Here is a 19,932-nt window from a genome sequence, read left to right as displayed (position 1 = left end):
GTTTAATTGTCTTTTCATAACAGTTAAGAGGATAAAGGTGTTTTCTTTAACTCAAATAAATCGTCAAGAAGAACTGGTAAGCAACAGTTGTTTTTTGTGATATATTTTAGAAAATGTAGGTTTGTATATAATCATCTTATTTAAGGCCTATGCAATTTTTTAGATGGCGTACATTTTATAAAGAATATAATCGAAAAATCGATCATTTTATATTATATGTAAGTTTGCTGTCATCAATTGCGATTATCTTCAATACCGGATATGATACCCAAGCGTTTACGCAACAAGCTTTTCAGAAGGGAATATTTTTAATTTTCCAGTTACTCACCTCCCTTCTTTCCGTGCGAAATATTTTACTTTTAACACATTACAGGAAAGAAGGGAAAATGAAGTTTGCCGAGATATTCCTTCTGTTCTATTACCTCTTTGTTGTATTTGTACATTATGCGGGATATTTTAAAGAGATTTCTGAGTTTCAGCGCGAGGAATGGATATATATCGGCATCTTTGCATTATTCTTAATAGAGATTTCAAAACAAAGCTTGTTTTTTGACAAACTTTTTTTCAATCCCACTCTTCTGTTTGTCTTAAGTTTCATCCTATTAATTTTTATTGGGACTATTCTGTTATTACTGCCCAATATAACCAAAGATATTCCTTTAACGCTGGTTGATGCGCTTTTCATGGCAACGAGCGCGGTATGTATTACGGGGTTATCTAGTGTAGATATTGCTGGCACGTTCACACCTTTTGGACAAACTATATTAATTATACTTGTTCAGATTGGCGGATTGGGGATCATGACCTTCACTGGTTTTTTTGGCTATTTCTTCTCAGGTGGCTTCTCTTACAGAAACCAGTTAATGTATACAGAAATTCTAAGTGAGAATAAACTTGCATCTGTAATAAAGTCGCTCCTAAAGATCGTTTTAGTTACGTTTTTCTTTGAAGCCATTGGTGCAGTTCTGATTTTCCTAAATAGCGATTCTACTTTGTTTACTTCTTTTTCTGATCGTGTTTCATTTGCAATCTTTCATGCAATAAGCTCATTCTGTAATGCGGGGTTTTCTACTGTTCCTGACGGACTGCTACACCCCACGTTACAGAATAATTTTCCCTTACAACTGACAATGGCTTCTTTATTTATTCTTGGAGGCCTTGGGTTTGGTATAGTATTCAATTTTTACGCACTCATAAAACGATGGACAATCAATATCTATAAGCGTGTTTTTTTTCATAAGCCATTTGTATATAAGGCGTGGGTGGTAAGCTTCAATTCTAGAATCATAGCCATAACCACACTTTTTCTGTTAGTTATTGGCACAATCTCTTTTTTCGTCTTTGAATATTACTATACACTGGATACGAAAAATTCTTTTTGGGGGAAACTTACAACGGCATTTTTTCTGTCTGCGACACCAAGGTCTGCGGGACTAAGTCCTGTTAATCTTAATGATCTTGCTTCTCCTTCCTTTGTTTTAATGTTATTTTTGATGTGGGTGGGCGCTTCGCCAGGATCAACCGGTGGAGGAATTAAAACCACCACTTTTGCTATTGCCACCTTAAATATTGTGAGTTTAGTGAGGGGAAAAGACAGGGTTGAGATCTTTAGAAGGCAAGTGTCTGCAGATTCTATTCAGCGAGCATTTGCTGTTATAGCTCTTTCAGTAGCGGCCCTTAGCCTTTCCTTGCTTATTTTAACAATTACTGATGGGGCATTAGGGTTGAAGAATTTGATGTTTGAATGTGTTTCTGCCTATGGAACTGTTGGCTTAAGTCTAGGTATAACAGCAAAGCTCTCAAGTGCAGGAAAAATGGTACTTGCCTGTATTATGTTCATTGGTCGGATTGGGGCACTTACCTTATTAGTAGGGTTAATTAGTAACACTAAAATGAAAACATATTCTTACCCGCAAGAAAAGGTCTTGTTTTAAATTTATTCTGATAGATAATCTATATGAAATACATAGTATTAGGTTTAGGAAATTTTGGGCATGCTTTAGCCATACGTCTAACAGGCCTCGGACATGAGGTAATTGGAGTAGATAATCAAATGAAACGTGTGGAGCAGCTGAAGGAAAAAATAACACACACGATCTGTATGGATAGTACGGATCGCGATGCAATGAGTTCTTTACCTTTAAAGGATACGGATGCTGTTATAGTTGCAATAGGAGAAGATGAGGGAGCATCACTACTTACAACAGCTTTGCTGAAACAACTTAAGGTAAAACGAATTATTGGGAGAGTCGTCTCTGATCTTCAGAAGACTGTGTTGGAGGCAATGGATATTGATGAGTATATTTTACCAGAGGTTGAATCTGCAGAACGATTAGCAATGCGCCTAGATAATATTAATATTGTTGATTCCTTCAAAATTTCCGATAAATACAGTATTGTAGAAACGGTGGTACCCGAAGAGTTTGTGGGGTTGACTTTGGGAGAAGCCGATCTAACTAATAAATATAAAGTGCTTGTGCTTACTACAATACAATCTGTTACCAAATTAGAGAACCAAAAAGAAATTAATCTTAAGAATGTAACCGGCATTGCTAAATCAACCACTTTATTAAATCGGGATGACGTTTTAGTGCTTTTTGGTGAAATAAAAGATATTAACAAACTGATCAATTAACGCACTTTATTCTATTGTCAAACGACATTAAATACTTAGCTGGAAATATTTGTGTTTAAACGTCCTATTTTTGTAAATAAGAAAACAATTAAAAAAAAAATTTGAATAATTTGCATTGAAATAAAAAATAAAATGTATTTTTATCAAAAGTTTATAAACTTATTCAAATCGACGTTTTTCATGTGTGAATAGTCTATGCACAAAAAAGTACCCGTTGGTGGTTCTACGGGTACTTGTGCTGGACGCTTCAATAAACTACTATTCTACGGTAACTGATTTAGCTAAGTTTCTTGGTTGATCTACGTTACAACCCCTCATAACGGCAATATGATAGGATAATAACTGGAGAGGTATAGTGGCCAATATAGGTGTGAGTGCCTCTTCACAAAGAGGAATTTCAATAATATAATCTGCTATTTCACTAATAATGGTATCCCCTTCTGTCACAATCGCCGTTATCTTACCTTTACGGGCTTTCACTTCTTGTATGTTACTGATAATTTTATCGTAGGACGAATCTTTGGTGGCGATAACAACGACAGGCATTTGCTCGTCTATTAACGCGATAGGACCATGTTTCATTTCAGCAGCTGGATAGCCCTCTGCATGTATGTAGGATATTTCTTTCAGTTTTAAAGCGCCCTCTAATGCAACAGGAAAATTAATGCCGCGACCTAAAAATAAACAGTTTGTGCTATCCTTTATTTCATATGCTATTTGTTTAACAAGCGGTTCGTTTTTCAGGCATTCCTTGATAAGCTGCGGTGTTTTTTGCAATTGAGCTAAAAGTGTAGCTATTTTTGAAGCCGGAAGCGTGCCTCGCTGTCTGGCAATATATAAAGAAAGCAAGGTGAGGGCTGTGACTTGAGCAGTGAAAGCTTTGGTAGAAGCTACCCCTATTTCTGGGCCAGCATGCGTGTACATACCAGCATGTGATAACCTGGGAATAGATGAACCTACCACGTTGCATATTCCCAAAATGGTAGCTCCAGCTTTCTTTGCCAATTCAATTGCTGCCATTGTATCCGCTGTTTCGCCAGATTGTGAGATGGCTATGACAACATCTTCTTCACTGATAATAGGATTTCTGTATCTAAACTCGGAAGCGTATTCTACTTCGACAGGTATACGTGCATATTCTTCAATTAAATACTCTCCAACCAATCCTGCGTGCCAAGACGTGCCGCAAGAAACAATTATAATCCTTTTTGCTTGCGCTAGTTTAACAGCGTACTCGCTTATACCTCCTAAATTGATACGCGCTTCATCGGCGTAAATTCGACCGCGCATACAATTGGCTATTGATCGAGGTTGTTCATGTATTTCCTTTAGCATAAAGTGCTCATAACCGCCTTTTTCTATTGCTTCAAGTTCAAGTTCTAATTCTTGAATATAAGGAGTTAACTCAAGATTTGTCAAATCTCTTATTTCCATCTGGTCTCTGTTCAGATAGACCAAAACATTGTCCTCTGGATAATATACTTGTTTAGTATATTCAACAATAGGAGAAGCATCAGAAGCAATAAAGTACTCATCTTCACCTATTCCTATTACCATAGGACTGCCTTTTCGAGCTGCAATTAATAAATCAGGTTCTTCTTGACTTGCAATTACAATTGCAAAAGCACCGGTTACATGTGTTAAAGCCATTCGTACTGCATCTCGCAGGTCCGTTTCTCCTTCTAGCTGTATTTGTTCAATTAATTTAATGAGTACCTCTGTATCTGTATCGCTTGTAAAAGTATGCCCTTTTTGTATAAGCATCTCTTTAATAGAAGCATAATTTTCTATAATACCATTATGTACAATGGCTAATTTTTGATTTCTAGATAAGTGTGGATGTGCATTCCTATCACTTGGTTCACCGTGAGTGGCCCATCTTGTATGTCCCATACCTAAGCTTCCTGCTAAATCCGCACTATCAGCAAAATTTTCTAGATCGCTTACTTTTCCCGTTTTTTTATAAATATTCATGTTGCCATTTACAAGAGCAACACCGGCACTATCATAACCACGATATTCCAACCTTTTTAGGCCTTTAATAATAATTTCCCAGGCATTGCGATGCCCTATATAACCTACAATTCCGCACATAAATTACTGTTTTAAATAGATGATGTATTGGTTAAAAAAAATAATGGGTCTAAAATATGATAATTAAAAAGAATACGCAACCGATTGCACGTTATTTTTATTACAGTGAAACTGGATAATATTGATAAATTTAATAATAACGGGTTACTGCTTGGCAATTTCTTTAAAGAAATTTTATAGATGTTTCATTAATGAATAGGCAATATATTCAACTGGCTTTTGCATATTTCTCAATGTCCTTTTTGAAGGCCCTTTATTTCAAAGAGCCCTTCAATTCAGGCCATAATTCATTCAATAAACCTTAAAAAAAATGAGGGTGTAAATAAATGAAAGCTGTAAAATATTTTGTTCAAGGATAGAGTCTCCTAAATTGAATGGCATTATATGACGCTGTTGGCCTTATACAGGTATAAATATATAACTGAAATTTTGAAAGCGATTTTGTAGGATTTTTAATCCTTCAATTGTTGTGTTAATGACACCTGTAGACATCGCCGAATAGATAGTATACGTACTTCTTTGACTCTTCATGTATTAATTATCACAGTTAGGACGCTTGCTAATAATTGCAAAAACAATGTCTAATTGTGTTGATTTACACGCGTAAATATTAAAAGAAAAAGGCGCTTAAACTCTCTTTAAGCGCCTTTCACCAAGACTATTTTGTAGCAAAGGTTTTATTTTCCCTTTCCTTGAAACATTACCTTAACTGTCTTAAAAATTATGCTTATATCGGAGAAGAAATTAATGCCTTGAAGATATTGCAAATCTAAGAGCATCCGTTCGCACATTTCATCAATTGTTTGTGCATAACCGAAATTTACTTGACCAATAGACGTGATACCTGGTTTTATTGTTAACAGTTTTTTATAGTTCGGTGCTTTACTTACAATTTGTTCAATAAAGTGTGCACGTTCTGGTCTCGGTCCTACAACAGACATGTCTCCTTTTAACACGTTCCAAAATTGAGGTAGCTCATCTAAACGCGTCTTACGTATAAACTTACCCCACTTAGTAATTCGAGGATCGTTATCTTTCGCCAATTGAGGGCCAGCTTTTTCTGCGTTCACACGCATACTTCTAAATTTGTAGATATAGAAGGGTATTTCGTTAAGCCCCATACGTTCTTGTTTATAAAAAACGGGACCTCTTGAGGTTAATTTAGTCAAAGCAGCAACCAATAAAAAAACTGGCGCACCAAGTATCATTGCTGTAAGGGAGAACAAAATATCAAAGCACCTTTTAAAGAACTTAGTGCTGATATCTATAGCCTCACCTTTATTTATCAAGATTAAAGGAAAGTCTGCGTAATGAACAAAGTTGTGTTCTATCAAGTTAGAGAAAGTAGTCTTTAACATCACGTTAGGCATAACCATGCTTTGCTCTACCCTTGAGACTTTATTTATTTCTTGTATTTGCGAATCTCTTAACATGTCTTTCTTGTTTTCTAGTTTCTGTTTACTTAAAGCCAAGAAATATGCCATTAAATCAAAATGTGTTTTATTGGTGTTTAATGGGCTTTTTTCTGGTTTTGAGACTAAAAAACAGTGAAATATATGGGGAATTTCTTCTACAGATAGTGTAGATTGATGATGAATTATATATTGATTTTCAGCTTTCAATCATAAATTATGACTGTTTATCGCTTGAGCCAATATGCTTTATGCATGGAAAATTTTTTGCTTAGAGCTGTTGGCAGCTTTGAGTGCAATAATCCTATTTTGTACCCTAACCATTTAGCTACAATTGATAAAATAGCTTTGGGTATTTGTAATACATTATGTTTAACAACGTAATTCAGCTCTGATTTCACATATTTTAATCCTTCGCTTTCAGCATGCCCAAAGTGATCAAATATCCATTTATTAGTTGCATGAAAAACGCCAATATCAAAATATCGCTTAAATTCTTCCTGTATTGTATAATCGTGAGAATGATAAACAGCAGCAGTGGATACATAGGCCAGTCGCCAGTTATTTAGAAGAATGTTTCCAGCGGCTATTACATCTTCGCCTAGAATAGTTCCAGAGGGAAAACCACCGGCTTCCTGAAAAGCGGTTTTCCTGTATGCAGCGAATGAATTCGAGCAAGAGATTGTTTTTATGCCATATTGTTGAACATTTGTTAGGCTCCTTATCTGGGGGCTTGCTGGGTAATTAAATAAGCGGGGGTGTGCTTCAAGGGCTTTTGCTCCTTTATGTGGAAGCTGACGGCCATAAGCGACCCCAATAGATGGATCATCAATAAAAGGTTTTATCAAATTTTCTAACGCATTTGGGGTCGCTAAGATAGCATCTTGGGTCAGAAATATATACACATCTGCATCAGGAAATAGGCTAATTGCCATTTGCCTCGTCCCACCGTGGTCAAAATCTCTCTTGTCAATTTTAACGACCTCGAACCCCTCGATGAGCGCTGGATCTAGCGTTCCATCGATAGAGCCGGAATCAATAATTATTTTCTTCGTAGGTTTTAATGTCTGCTTGCTGATAGCCAATAACGCCTCCTGCCATTTGGCCCCAGCATTTAAAGTTGGAATATATAAAATAGTCTTCATAAGAGGTTGGCTAGAATTTTTTAATAACAACTTTGCCATAATCTGGATAACCGCTGATGATTTTTTCTTTTGAAAGAAAGGCTATCCCTGTCCCCTCAAATCGTATCGAATTATCTGATTTTCCTCCTACATGTTCATTTTGCTTCATTTTTAAATGATTTGGATTTTTGCTGATAAATGTGCGATTAAGTTTTCCGCCAGAAATCGAATGTAATTTATTGCGGAAAAGAGTGAGATTTTCTGCACCCTCATCGTAGATACAAGCATCTACGGATTGGATAACATTATGACGCAAATTTACCTTTTTGGCCATCTTACGTATAGTAATCGCATAAAAACGTGTGCTTTTTATTTGATTTTGATCTAACTGTGCGCTGTTGATGTTCACTAATAATATCGCGCCACTAGGAGCATTACTGTTGATTATGTTTTTATTCATTAATAAGTTCCCTTGCATATTAATGTTTAAGCTGGCATTCATTAATTTATTCTCTTGAAGTACAAGCGAATCAATACTTATTGAATTGGGCAAAAGTAAGGTGCGCATTTCATTTCCAATGGCATGTAGAGACTTACCTTTAACATGGGCCAGTATGGTGATAGCATCAAAAACGTTCTCTTGTAATGTTATCTTATTAAAGCCATTCACAATCTCTACCTTATTGTCACTTTTATTATGTTTTGCTATAATATCACCACAGTTATCTAAATAAAGCGCTGGCCTATTAGATTTGTTTGACTCATTGTCTGTAATCGTTACCCCACTAACATTAACTAGCGTAGCTAATCCAGACCCATCTACCGTAGATTCTCCATTAACAAATCCATTATGGAAGCTTTTATTATTCTTAATAAAACAGTCAATAACCAAAGGAGCTGGTGTTATTTTATTGTTAATGTCAATAGCATCAGCAGCATTATGTTCAAGTATATTATTACTAATAATAAAGTCTCTTTCTTTTTTTGTTTTTCCAAAACCTATCTGTATAGCACTCATGCCATTATGAGAGATGAGATTATTATTAATAAGAGCTGAAGAACTACCATGCATGAAAATTCCGTTTTCCCCATTATATTGCAATTTATTCCCCTCAATAGTAATATTGGTGCAAGATAGTAGTCGAATGGCGGTGCCTGCCTGATAAGTTTTTGCCGATAGGCGGGGAGATCCATAACCACTTACATTTGAATGATCAATCTGGATGCTATTGCACTCATAGAATAACAATGCTGGAAACGATTTTATCTTTTTAGCATTTCCTTTGATATTCGTATAGCTGATTTTTATGTGATTACTTTTAGAGATATATAAAGCCTCATTTCTTGTTTCTGCTCTAAAATTTAGCGATACATTTTTTAAATTACGTCCGAAGAAAAGCGGTGTCGACGAGTTTTGTATACGCCTTGAATAATTTTGCGTGTCTGCAGCAAGATATTGTTTAAGTAATCCTACACCTTTGATGGAAATATCGGATTTTAAGATTAAAGTTTGCACTTTAAAGTGACCTTCAGGAATAAGAACAGTATCCCCATTTTTGGCGGCATTTATGGCTGCTTGAATAGGTTTTGTGTCATCGACAATTCCGTCACCCTTCGCTTCGAAATTTTTTACATTTAACGTTTGATATTTTTTTGACGTGATCTCTTCAGTGGATCTTTTAGATTTCTCAGAGGTTGAAATGTTGCAAGAATTTAATGTTAAAGCTAATAAACTGATGTTTATTAGCAGTAGATAGATTTTTCCTTTTTTGAATATTAATAAGTTACTCATTATAAATTTGAATAAGAGAATTAATGAAATTAATAAAGGATAGTTTCCCATGTGTGTGATGCGGTATCTTGCCATTTAAAATCTAGCGCTCTTTTTTTTCCTTCAAGCACGTAATACTGATAAAGGGATGAGTCACTTACTAACCGCTCGATGCCATCTGTTATTGCAGCAATATCAAGTGGATTAACACAAAGCGCTGCGTCTCCTGCAATTTCGGGCAATGAGCTTATATTTGAAGTTAATACTGGAGTGCCTGATGCCATGGATTCGATAATAGGAAGCCCAAACCCCTCCATTAATGATACATAAAGTGTTGCTAATGCGCCTTTATATAGTTTTGGTAATTCTTCGTCTGGAATAAAACCTAAAAATTTCACCCGTTGTCTTATGCCAAGTTTATTTATCTCCTCTCCCAAGAGCTGATCCTCATTGCCTGTTAATGCCAAAACAATTTCATTTGGTATGCTGGCATTAGCAAAAGCCCTCAGCATGGCAGGTATATTCTTATTCTTTCTTCTATTTCCAACATAAAGGAGATAGGGATTCTCCATCTCATATTTTTCGTTGTTTAATAAAAAGTTGTCGTCTACACCGTTATAAATCACTGTAATGATGTTCTCATTTATTCCTAATAAATCCACCAATTGATGTTTGCTGAAATGAGAAACAGTAATTATTTTTTTTGCCTTTTTCGCTAATCTTCCTATAACCTGTTTATAATAGATTTTGTGAAAACCGGAATAATAGAATAAGTGCATTAAATCGTGAACAGTAAAAACGAACGGGATATTGGAGTACAAAGGCGGCATGAAAGAAGGGCTATAAAATATGTCGGCAGAAGACGACTTGATTGCTTGAGCCAACATGATGGGCGTGTAAATACTACCCAAACTTAACCGGCTTTTAACAAATGATGTATCTACCTCAACAGGTTTTCTCATCATTACTTCTTTGTACAATCTCCCAATACCAGTGTCTCCTGCCCATCTATTATCTATTAAAACGTTTTTTTTCATTCAGATTCTCATTTTTATTTGCGTCAGATCAATCTGTTTAATACTACCAAGCAGATACATCAGCGTTAAGTATATAATGATATCATTGTCGTAGCCCGAATACAGTATCATCATAATGGCCAGCAAGGGCAAAAATGCTGCCAACCAAAAGAATGTGGATTTATTTTTTAATAGACAAAAACGATAAAAATAAATAATAAACAATGTGTAGGATAAAAAACCGATGACTCCAAACTCTAAATAACACGACATAAAAGTATTATGTAGATGCGGTTCCCCGTGATAAAAAGCAGCGTATTGTTCCAGGAACTTATTGCCTTGTAAAAAGCCGTTACCTAACGGCGAAATGTCAGTGAAATGCTTAAAAAAAGCTTTCCAATAGGTAATCCTTACTCCCATGCCATCATTAGATGCCATTAGGTTGTCTATACGGATTAATTTTTGTGCTACGAAGGGTAAGCTGCTCATACTTATTACTACCAAGGCAATTCTTGTATATTTCTTGGAGACTATCCAGATTAAAAAGAAAACACCAATAATGAGGGCAACAATAGGGGTTCTTGACAGGGAAAGATATCCTAATAGAAAAACAAAAATTATCCGCCACCATACCAATCGATTGAAACGGATAATAGGTATCAATATATAAGCAAATCCCATTAGAGCCAATCTTGCTCCGAACATATTCTTGTCATCTAAACCCCAAAAATAAAGAGCTTTGTTGTATAATGTACTGGCTTTTCCGGAAGACTCAGAGCCGTAAATTAAATGAAAATGAAAAGCTTTATGGTAATATAGAAGCTGAGCCAGGCATAACAAAAAAATAAAGAGTAATGTAATGTCTGATGATCGTAGAAGATTTTGGTTGTTTCGATTGGAAAGCCAAAAGGTACTAGCTGCTAAAAACAAGAAATTAATGAGTAGTTTCAAGAAACTGGAGGCTAAATAAACCTCACCTTTGTAATGGATAAAGAAACTTAGCGTTGCATATACTGTAAAGATACCTAAAAACAGTAGCCACATATTTTTTGAAAAGCTCTTTAACGATGATGGATTATTCATTAAACCATCAGCAATAAATATGATCGAACTTAAAAGATAAACCGCAGGGTAAACTTTTACAGGCAAAAACATAGCGCATAGACTGATGCAAAAAAGTGCTTCAGAAAAGTTTAAAGGCCCGCCAAATATAGCGGTGCTAAATATAGATTTATTTTGACTTGGTCGACTGGTGTACTCCATATAAAACTTCTAAATATTCATCAATCATCCGTTGCTGACTAAGAATTCGTGATACTGATCTCCTTGTGTTTTTCATCAGATGGTTGTATAAATCTACATCTTGCCAAAGGCGCAGTATGGCAAGTCCTAAAGAATCTTGTTCTTCATCATGGCAAAGCAAACCATTATGTTCATGAATAACCGTTTCTTGCAGGCCGCCAATTGCATTTGCAATAACAGGAACATAATACGCTAACGCTTCAATAGCCACCATGCCCAGCGGTTCTTGCCATAATGATGGAACTACTAAAACATCAATTTGTTTATAAAATTGGGCAGGATCAACATAACCAATAAACGAAATTTTTGGATTTCTGTTAATTGATCGGAGATTTGTTTCATAAGCTTTTTGTCCGCCGCCTGCTATAACGAGGCTAACATCTACTTCAATTTTATTAAATTGATCAATTAACCATTCTATACCTTTTTTTTCTGCCAAGGTCCCAATATAACCAACGCGTAATGGTTGCCCTATTGTCCGATCTTTGGGTATAGATGATTCAGGTATATTGCGCGAATTGTAGATAACATGTTTTTTTGCCTCTTGAAAATAATGAAAGTCAGTAAATCTTTTAAGAATAAATTTACTGATACCAACAACAGCATTTACTTGATTAGATAGCGACCTGTGTTGGTTACGTAGTAAAGAGCATTGAAAGCATTGTTTATCACACGATCGATTATCTTTATACATATCACTATTTGGACATAGGAGGTAAAGGTCATGCAATACTTGCACAAGCGGGATATTGGCTTTCTTAATTTCATCCCAAACAGCAATACTCCATCCAACTAAATTATGGCATGAAACAACATCTGGCTGCTCTATTTCTATCACCTTCTTTACTACATCTCGCATGGCAGCGTTATAGCGGTCTCGGATATGCCATAGCAAACGACTAATTTTACCAGGTTTAATGTTATAAAAAGGCCAATAAGCATTTTTTAAACCCGCTCTATACACTTTCACACCATCTATCGTTTCGTTGATCAGTCCTTCTTCTGGTTTTAAGCTTAAAACAACTACTTCATGTCCTCTCGCTTGCATACCTTCTACTAGCACTTTCAACGAAATTTCTGCTCCACCTTTAATGAGCGGACTGTAAAGCGCATTTATATAGAGTATTTTCATGTTGTTTCCTAACTTAACAATTCTTTGTAAATGGAGCTAAGGTGTTTGCCTATTAATTCTTTGTTATAATATTTTTGAACGTAATCAAATAAATGATTTCCAAAAAAATCAAAAATATAAGGATCACTTGATTTCATTTCAATAGCCCGCTCTATACTCTTCATCAACGATTGCTCGTGTTCTTGAACATTGTTATACAAATAACCTAATACATATTTCTCTTCGTTTTCCAAATCACTTATAGTTCCGATGATAGGACATATCACCGACTTTTTATAGGAAAAAGCTAAAATTACTGTACCTGAGTTTAAGCTACTTTTGATATCATAGGGAAGGACGAGCAAATCAGATGCAGACAAGATCGTAGGAATCTCATCATCAGCAATAAAACGAAGGGCTAAATGAATGTTTTCTTCTCGCTGAGCTAATTTATGGAGTTTTTCATAATAGTTTTTAGAGTTCGGCTTACCGGCAATGGTAAGCTGCACACTTGACGGGAATTTTTTGGCTATATTTATTAATAATTCAATATTTTTATAAGGCTTAATCGTTCCAAGAAATAATAGATTGAGCCTTTTATCTTCTAAATCAGCTCTCTCTACGGTAGGTATAGGACCGTAAGATCCAATGAAATTTGGATGCGGCAGATAAACCGCCTTCCGATCAGCGTTTTTCACGTACTCGTTCAATACTGCTTTTGATACCTTGCTGTGAACAATAATCTTATCAGCACCGCGTATTAATAAATACATAAGTGTTCGACTGAAAAAACTCAACCCCGTTTCATGCGAAGTTCTATTGTGCATGGTCCAAACCAATTTTTTATTGCCTAGCTTAATCGCCAGTAACACTACTAATTTTCTCATAAAGCTTCTTAGAGCGATAAAAAAACTACTATCATCTACATTTTCGAACCAATTTATATGTACAAGTTTAATAGATCTGTAATGCTGCAAGGAAGAGAGAAAACTATCAAGTGCGAAAATTTTAAACCCCTCTTCTCTCAAAGGGCCAACCATATTAGCTATATATTTGTTTTCATCGTTATCGGGCGGATTGAAAATAATGTTCATATATAAATTTTTCCTGTTTTAAGACAGACTTTTGATGGCGCTTATTAAAATATCCTTTGCATTGATGCCAAATTGTTTACGATTTTTATACCAAAAAACGATTTTTTTAAACCTATTCGATCGCATAGATAGTATCATGGTATATCGTTTCCGTTTCTGCATTAATCTATTTTGATTCTTTATCAAATGTTGACGAATAACTAAATCATCTTCGTCTGCCGGCTTTTCGGTAAGAAAATTTTCTAGCCATTTGCTGTAGCCCACATTGGCTGCCATCTTATAAAGGTCATTCCCGGTGGATGTAATAGATAATGCATTGCTTCGGTAATAAAAGATAGGCTTGTTTGTATGTGCAATACCTTTTTTATGAGATGCCATAAAGGCCGTTATATCATCAGAACCCCAAGCTAAAGGTAGATAAAAAAAACCTCCTTGCTTTCTTAAACTTGCGGCATGATAAACAAAATCTGATATATAGTTCGATCGATATTGCTCCAGTCGGTGCCAAATACTATCATAAACATGTTCAAAAGCTGGGTGAGCCGGGGTAAACATAATCGTTTCACCCGCATCGTTAATAATCCTGGTTCTGCAATGAAATACATGAAGGGCTGGATATAAGTCAATAAGTTTTGAAAATTCTTCTAAATAATCGGGAGCCAGTAAGTCATCATCTCCCATGATCATAATATATTCTCCAGCAGCTAAAGAAAGACATTTATTCCAATTTTTGACTAAGTCAATAGCGCCAACATTCTGGTCATTCTTGAAATATTTTATCCTTATGTCCCCAAATTGTTGCACTATTGCGTCAACTGGCTCAGGGGAACAATCATTTAAAATAATCAATTCGAAGTCCGTTAACGTTTGTTTCAAAATACTTTCAATGCATGCACGGAGGTAAAGGCTTTTATAAGCAGGTATACATATAGAGAATTTGATCATTTATATTTTAATTGTTTCAACCATACTAACAATTTTTAGTCCAATAATATTCTGTTTTTTTAAGAATATTTTTAGGAAAAGGGAAGTAACGGCATGATTTTTACTATTCATTGCCATTATGCTGATCTTTACAGCTACAAATAGTACTTTTACGAAAGTACAATTTTCAAGATATAAAAATGAATGAACGCAGCGAATAGAGTAGCTATTAATACTTCCGTATTATATGCCAGAATGTTAATTACGACTGGTATTACACTTTATACAACACGGGTAGTGCTTAATGCACTGGGGAGTACAGATTATGGAATTTATAACTTAGTGGCTGGAATTGTTGTAATGCTTTCTTTTCTAAATACAACAATGGCATCGTCAACACAACGTTTTCTCTCTTATTATCAGGGAACCAATGATTTGCCTATGCAGCAAAAAGTCTTCAGTAACAGTTTACTGCTACATTTGGTTATTGGTGCTATTGTCGTGTTAGGATTAGAGATAGCCGGTTTTTTTTTGTTTAATGGAGCATTGAATATCCCTCAAGCAAGATTGTCAGCTACTAAAACTATTTTTCATTTTATGTCAGCAACAGTATTTTTTAATGTTATTGTAGTTCCTTTTAATGGCGTACTGATTGCGCATGAAAATATGCTTTGGGTAGCCTTGGTAAATATTATCGAGACACTTCTTAAGTTAGGTATTGCCTTGATATTGAGTGTGGTGTCGTTTGATAAATTGATAGTTTACGGGGTGCTTACCGCTAGTGTAAGTATTGTGATTTTTCTTCTTTATGCGGTTTATTGTTTAAAGAAATACAATGATTGTTCGCTGGTAGGTCTAATGGTAAAGAAAGACAGCGTCTTGTTGAAAGAATTAACGTCTTTCGCTGGATGGAACTTATTCGGCACATTATGTACAATAGGCAGAACGCAAGGACTGGCTATTTTATTAAATATGTTTATTGGAGCGGTAATAAATGCAGCATATGGTATTGCTAATCAAGTGGCCGCTCAGTTGAATTTTTTCTCTGCTACTTTATTGAGGGCTTTAAACCCTCAAATTATGAAAAGCGAGGGTGCAAACGATCGTGAACGCATGTTTCGCTTATCAATGATGGCAAGTAAATTCAGTTTTTTTCTGCTAGCCATTGTAGCTATTCCATGTTGCTTTGAAATGACACCTTTATTAACATTATGGCTAAAGAATGTTCCGCCTAATACCGTTGAATTTTGCCAACTAATATTAATAGCTACTCTTATTAATCAATTTACTATCGGACTTCAATCTGCTGCTCAGGCTATTGGTGATATTAAAAAGTATCAAATCGTAATTGGCTCTGTTTTACTTCTTAATCTACCAATTGCTTATATATGTTTAAAATTAGATTTTCCGGTATATACAGTTATTATCAGCTACGCCATCATAGAACTCATCGCATGTGTATTAAGACTCTTTTTCTTAAAACATACAGGCGGATTATCTATAAAAGGTTATTTTTCGAGGGTAATAGTAAAAGAAATAATCCCAATCGCTGTAATTGTAGTTTCTGCTTGGTTAATTACATCGTATATACAGCATCCTTTGCGATTTTTAATTACGTTGCCAATAAGTAGTATGCTTTTTGCTATAACTGTTTATTTATTCGGTTTAGCAGACGACGAAAAAATATTATTAAACAACTTTGCCAAGAAACTGAAAGCAAAACTCATAAAAAAGTAGTATATGAACAAAATATTGATAATAGGTGCCTTTGATAGATTTAACTATGGAGATTTACTTTTCCCAATTATTATAGAGCAGCAGCTGAAGACGTATTCAAGCGCCCTGGATATAGAATATTTTGGAATCGTTGAAAGTGATCTAAGTTCATTAGGAGGCAAGCCAACCAAAAGTATACAGCAATTTTATGAAAGCTGTGAAAGCGGAACACAGCGAGCAAATATTATTGTAGCAGGAGGAGAATCAATCGCTGTAACTTGGCATTCATTACTGGTTGCTTTAAATAAAAAATATAAAATAATAAGAAGATATCAACACCATTTCGAAAAGTTTATAGATCTGAATAAGTTTGCAAAAAACATATTAAAAGGGCAAACAGAATTACCTTTTGTTTTTAATAGTGATGATTTTAAGAGCGTAGATCATGTAATATTTAATTCATTAGGTGGATCAGAAATTCCTGATAGTATTTTTAAAAAAGTAAAAGGTTTAAGAAAAAAGTTACAGCAGGTCGATTATTTTTCTGTGAGAGATAAGGTAACAAAGGGCAATATGGATCGGCTGGATATTCCAACGAAACTATTCCCTGATTCCGCTATCTTAATGGCAAAATTTTATCCGAATGAGGTGCTAGAAACGCTTGTTTCGGCTGACGTAAAATCTTACGTTGAGAAGAATGTAGGCAATTATGTGTTTTTTCAAATAAATAGAAACCATGCTAAGAATCAAGAAGAACAGATTGCGAATCAGCTGAATGCAATTTATAACCAAACCCAAACTGAAATTTGTTTATGTCCCATCGGAAAGGCTTCCAATCATAATGATGACGAAGCATTGCAGAAAATTTTACCATACCTTGAAAATACCGGCCACTTTTTCGAAGAGGTCAACATATGGGATATTATGTATTTAATTGCTAATTCAAAATGTTACATAGGCACTAGTTTGCACGGGGCCATCACAGCAATGAGTTACGCCGTTCCTTATGTGGGCGTAAATGTAACCAAACTAAATAGCTACCTCAATACCTGGGGAATAGACGGTATTGATAAAATTGTAAAAATTGATTCTCTATCTGAGCAATTCAATATTGCGATTAATATTTCGAAGGAAAAGCTAGTGCAGGCAAGAGATATCCAATTTCAAGAAATTGAAAAATCGTTTGAATATATGAAGAAGTTATTGATGCCTGATTGATCCTTCTTCAGCTTGTGTTGATTTATCATCCTTTGAGGTCTCTGATTGACCCTCTTTGAATTCTCTTACGCCATTAATTCTAATGGATTTACATATGCCCGTTTTAAACGGGTATGAGGCTACAAAAAAAATAAGAAGGACTCATTATTTTTTGGCCCAAACCACGCATGAGCTCAGGTATTTTTTTTCCACCAAATAGAATAATGAGTGCTAAAATAATTACAGCGAGTTCTGGTCCACCTATAACACCTAACAAAATTGTATGAAGCATATTACGATTTTTAGTTTTAACTTTGCCAAGTTATAGAAGCAGACATTAGAAAACGATTAGAAATGCATTAGGATTGCTTCTTTGATACATTTATCCTATATTATTTTAATTCCCGTAGAAAAAAATATGTGAATTAGCGCCTAATATAAATGCTATATGTCTAAATAGCTGCACTACTGTAGAAGGAGCATGTCATTTGAATATATAGGGTTTTATTTTAAACGTAGCTACTGGAGACGTAAATTTCTGCACCAAAGCTTGGCAGCATGCAAGCAACGAAAATAATAAATAAACGATGACAATAGGTAAGAAAAAAGATCAAGGTAAAACAACAGGTATCTTACAGAAACTTCTCGTTATTTTCTTGATTTTTATTTTTTTAATAACAGCAGGCTCTCTGTCACTTCGGCATTCTCTATCAGAAAGACTGAATCATTTGAGCAATAAACTAAAGGCTCCTCCAGAAACAGGCGAAATCAGCAATATATTGCTTGAACTAAATAGTGCAGAGAATGATTTTCAGCAGGCCAGTTTGTATGGTTACGGTGATAAACTGGGAGAATACCAGAACAAATTATTAGAGGTTTTTAAGCAGATAGAAAGAATTTTAAAAGAATATCAGACGGTATCTACTTCAGATGTTGATATTAAAAATGAAGAGGACTTTAAGAAATCCTTGGATGGAAAACTGGATCTGTCACTAAAAGTATTTGCCCTAAAAAAGAATTTTGATTCGTTATTAACGATTACGACGGAAGATAAATTTATAGGAAAAAATAAAACAAGAACAACTACAAGATCTAGCAGAGATACAGAACGTAAAGCGGCTCAAGATACTATTATACAGGAAGTAGCTTCGGCTGTTAAGAAAAAAGGCTTTTTCAAAAGGTTGCAGAATGTATTTGTCCCGGGCGAAGATTCATTACGGACAAAGTTTTTAACGGTAACTAGAGAGAATGCTATTAGAGATTCAATTTACAGAGAACTTCAATCACGAAATGAGCGTGGGCAGAGGAAGCTTTTAGAAAAGCTAAGTAAAGAGCATAATCTACTCGCTGAATCTCAACAACAACTTATTTCTTCAAATTTATCGCTCATTACTCAATTGCGCCAACTCATAGATCAGATAAAGGATAATTATCTTGACAGTTGGGAGCAAAACCAGCAGGAAACATTAGCAGAGTATGAAGCGGCAGTAAACGAATTGGATACCTTTACCATAACAGCAATCATTATGGTGCTTATCTTTGTCGTTTTACTGCTTGTTTATATTAAAAAAGCTAGTAAAGCAGAAAATCAATATAAAGCCGAAAACACTCGGGCTATTGCTTTGGCTGAGCAGAAATCGGAGATGTTAGCAACAATGAGCCATGAAATACGAAATCCTTTAACCGCCATCACAGGCTTTGTTTATTTGATTAAAAATACAAATCTTACGGAAGAACAAAGTAGAATGGTTAGTTCCATTAAAACATCTTCCGATATGTTAATGGAAACTGTGAACGATATTTTAGACATGACCAAGATGGAAAGCCAGCCATCAGAGGTACTTAAGATCGTTTCATTTACACCTTATCATGAGATCAATGAGACTATTGAAACCATGAGATTTATTACGATAAGGAAAAATATATCGTTAACTCTCCATTTTGAAGGCCCACAAGATAACATGGTCTATGGAGATCCATTCAGGCTGAAGCAGATTATCATTAATTTGTTAGGTAATGCTATTAAATACACGGATGAAGGAGGAGTAGAAGTAAACTGTAGTTTAACAACTGGTGAACGTGCAGATATGGAGGAATTAACCGTGACGATAAAAGATACAGGAATTGGAATTCCTCTTGACAAGCAATCCAAGCTTTTTACAAAATATTACCAGGCTTCCAGAGAAAATAATAGGCCAGGCACTGGATTAGGTCTTTATATCTGTTATCATTTAATTAAGCTTCAGCAAGGTGCAATTACAGTTAAGAGCGAGGAGCGAAAAGGCTCTGCTTTCAGTTTCCGCATTCCTTATAAATCTGCAAATGTATGATCAGATTGAATATCTGTATCGCTTGAATGCTTTTTTAATTTAAATTTTTTCCATTTTCAGAGAATTTTTTCTTTTCTGTGTTTTATTGTCTTATTTAGATTTTAGCTTTTTATTTGCTACCGTTAGCTCGGTTATTGAACCAAAAACCATTTTAGTGTTTCATTTTAGCCGAAAAATTATCGCCACCGGTATGTAATTTTCTAATG

The 19,932-nt window shown here is 35.1% G+C and carries 15 protein-coding genes; 5 read left to right on the top strand and 10 right to left on the bottom strand.

Translation table 11 applies throughout. The annotated features are described in order from the left end of the window. The first annotated feature begins 149 nt into the window (after positions 1 to 149). Positions 150 to 1,934 carry a TrkH family potassium uptake protein gene (locus tag BMY50_RS26285; protein ID WP_093332368.1) on the top strand — a complete coding sequence of 595 codons (1,785 nt, stop codon included), beginning with the start codon at positions 150 to 152 and terminating at the stop codon, positions 1,932 to 1,934. A gap of 23 nt (positions 1,935 to 1,957) precedes the next feature. Next, complete coding sequence (locus BMY50_RS26280) at positions 1,958 to 2,635, top strand: potassium channel family protein (RefSeq protein ID WP_093332365.1); 678 nt, start codon at positions 1,958 to 1,960, stop codon at positions 2,633 to 2,635. Between the two features lie 258 nt (positions 2,636 to 2,893). Here BMY50_RS26280 and glmS read toward each other — a convergent pair whose 3' ends face one another. The 9 genes from glmS to BMY50_RS26235 form a co-directional block, all read right to left on the bottom strand. After that, complete coding sequence (gene glmS / locus BMY50_RS26275) at positions 2,894 to 4,729, bottom strand: glutamine--fructose-6-phosphate transaminase (isomerizing) (protein ID WP_093332362.1); 1,836 nt, start codon at positions 4,727 to 4,729, stop codon at positions 2,894 to 2,896. A gap of 677 nt (positions 4,730 to 5,406) precedes the next feature. Beyond that, positions 5,407 to 6,351 (bottom strand): sugar transferase, encoded by a 945-nt coding sequence (locus tag BMY50_RS26270; protein ID WP_238383897.1) that lies wholly within the window; start codon positions 6,349 to 6,351, stop codon positions 5,407 to 5,409. Between the two features lie 17 nt (positions 6,352 to 6,368). Next, a complete protein-coding gene (locus BMY50_RS26265) occupies positions 6,369 to 7,286 on the bottom strand; it encodes a glycosyltransferase (protein ID WP_093332531.1) in 918 nt (305 codons plus the stop codon). 10 nt (positions 7,287 to 7,296) lie between these two features. Then, on the bottom strand, positions 7,297 to 9,057 hold the full coding sequence (locus BMY50_RS26260) for a right-handed parallel beta-helix repeat-containing protein (protein ID WP_162276678.1): 1,761 nt from the start codon (positions 9,055 to 9,057) through the stop codon (positions 7,297 to 7,299). Between the two features lie 29 nt (positions 9,058 to 9,086). After that, a complete protein-coding gene (locus BMY50_RS26255; protein WP_093332359.1) occupies positions 9,087 to 10,073 on the bottom strand; it encodes a glycosyltransferase family 4 protein in 987 nt (328 codons plus the stop codon). Then, on the bottom strand, positions 10,074 to 11,315 hold the full coding sequence (locus tag BMY50_RS26250) for an O-antigen ligase family protein (RefSeq protein WP_093332355.1): 1,242 nt from the start codon (positions 11,313 to 11,315) through the stop codon (positions 10,074 to 10,076). Next, entirely contained in the window at positions 11,284 to 12,486 is a 1,203-nt protein-coding gene (locus BMY50_RS26245; protein ID WP_093332353.1) for a glycosyltransferase family 4 protein, read from the bottom strand. The genes BMY50_RS26250 and BMY50_RS26245 overlap by 32 nt, the downstream gene beginning before the upstream one ends. Positions 12,487 to 12,494: 8 nt before the next feature. Next, positions 12,495 to 13,559, bottom strand: a complete 1,065-nt coding sequence (locus BMY50_RS26240; protein WP_093332349.1) for a glycosyltransferase — start codon at positions 13,557 to 13,559, stop codon at positions 12,495 to 12,497. An 18-nt stretch (positions 13,560 to 13,577) separates the two neighbouring features. Further along, a complete protein-coding gene (locus tag BMY50_RS26235) occupies positions 13,578 to 14,504 on the bottom strand; it encodes a glycosyltransferase family 2 protein (protein ID WP_093332346.1) in 927 nt (308 codons plus the stop codon). A 183-nt stretch (positions 14,505 to 14,687) separates the two neighbouring features. Here BMY50_RS26235 and BMY50_RS26230 point away from each other — a divergent pair, with 183 nt between their 5' ends. Continuing rightward, positions 14,688 to 16,220, top strand: a complete 1,533-nt coding sequence (locus BMY50_RS26230; protein WP_093332343.1) for an oligosaccharide flippase family protein — start codon at positions 14,688 to 14,690, stop codon at positions 16,218 to 16,220. Between the two features lie 3 nt (positions 16,221 to 16,223). Beyond that, positions 16,224 to 17,417, top strand: coding sequence for a polysaccharide pyruvyl transferase family protein (locus tag BMY50_RS26225; protein WP_093332339.1), 1,194 nt, complete (start codon positions 16,224 to 16,226; stop codon positions 17,415 to 17,417). A 103-nt stretch (positions 17,418 to 17,520) separates the two neighbouring features. Here BMY50_RS26225 and BMY50_RS26220 read toward each other — a convergent pair whose 3' ends face one another. Continuing rightward, positions 17,521 to 17,688: a twin-arginine translocase TatA/TatE family subunit gene (locus BMY50_RS26220; protein ID WP_093332331.1), complete on the bottom strand. Its 168-nt coding sequence runs from the start codon at positions 17,686 to 17,688 to the stop codon at positions 17,521 to 17,523. A gap of 295 nt (positions 17,689 to 17,983) precedes the next feature. Here BMY50_RS26220 and BMY50_RS26215 point away from each other — a divergent pair, with 295 nt between their 5' ends. Then, a complete protein-coding gene (locus BMY50_RS26215) occupies positions 17,984 to 19,726 on the top strand; it encodes a sensor histidine kinase (protein WP_093332326.1) in 1,743 nt (580 codons plus the stop codon). The last annotated feature ends 206 nt before the right edge of the window (positions 19,727 to 19,932 follow it).

Source organism: Olivibacter domesticus, assembly GCF_900109575.1.
GTDB classification, from domain to species: Bacteria; Bacteroidota; Bacteroidia; order Sphingobacteriales; family Sphingobacteriaceae; genus Olivibacter; species Olivibacter domesticus.
This window is presented reverse-complemented; position numbering and strand designations above follow the sequence as displayed.

Bases quoted from the DNA above. Each gene is read 5' to 3' on its own strand.
- BMY50_RS26225 (WP_093332339.1), top strand. From the start codon at position 16,224: ATGAACAAAATATTGATAATAGGTGCCTTTGATAGATTTAACTATGGA.
- BMY50_RS26260 (WP_162276678.1), bottom strand. From the start codon at position 9,057: ATGAGTAACTTATTAATATTCAAAAAAGGAAAAATCTATCTACTGCTA.
- BMY50_RS26230 (WP_093332343.1), top strand. From the start codon at position 14,688: ATGAACGCAGCGAATAGAGTAGCTATTAATACTTCCGTATTATATGCC.
- glmS (WP_093332362.1), bottom strand. From the start codon at position 4,729: ATGTGCGGAATTGTAGGTTATATAGGGCATCGCAATGCCTGGGAAATT.
- BMY50_RS26285 (WP_093332368.1), top strand. From the start codon at position 150: ATGCAATTTTTTAGATGGCGTACATTTTATAAAGAATATAATCGAAAA.
- BMY50_RS26215 (WP_093332326.1), top strand. From the start codon at position 17,984: ATGACAATAGGTAAGAAAAAAGATCAAGGTAAAACAACAGGTATCTTA.
- BMY50_RS26255 (WP_093332359.1), bottom strand. From the start codon at position 10,073: ATGAAAAAAAACGTTTTAATAGATAATAGATGGGCAGGAGACACTGGT.
- BMY50_RS26265 (WP_093332531.1), bottom strand. From the start codon at position 7,286: ATGAAGACTATTTTATATATTCCAACTTTAAATGCTGGGGCCAAATGG.
- BMY50_RS26240 (WP_093332349.1), bottom strand. From the start codon at position 13,559: ATGAACATTATTTTCAATCCGCCCGATAACGATGAAAACAAATATATA.
- BMY50_RS26280 (WP_093332365.1), top strand. From the start codon at position 1,958: ATGAAATACATAGTATTAGGTTTAGGAAATTTTGGGCATGCTTTAGCC.
- BMY50_RS26245 (WP_093332353.1), bottom strand. From the start codon at position 12,486: ATGAAAATACTCTATATAAATGCGCTTTACAGTCCGCTCATTAAAGGT.
- BMY50_RS26220 (WP_093332331.1), bottom strand. From the start codon at position 17,688: ATGCTTCATACAATTTTGTTAGGTGTTATAGGTGGACCAGAACTCGCT.
- BMY50_RS26235 (WP_093332346.1), bottom strand. From the start codon at position 14,504: ATGATCAAATTCTCTATATGTATACCTGCTTATAAAAGCCTTTACCTC.
- BMY50_RS26250 (WP_093332355.1), bottom strand. From the start codon at position 11,315: ATGGAGTACACCAGTCGACCAAGTCAAAATAAATCTATATTTAGCACC.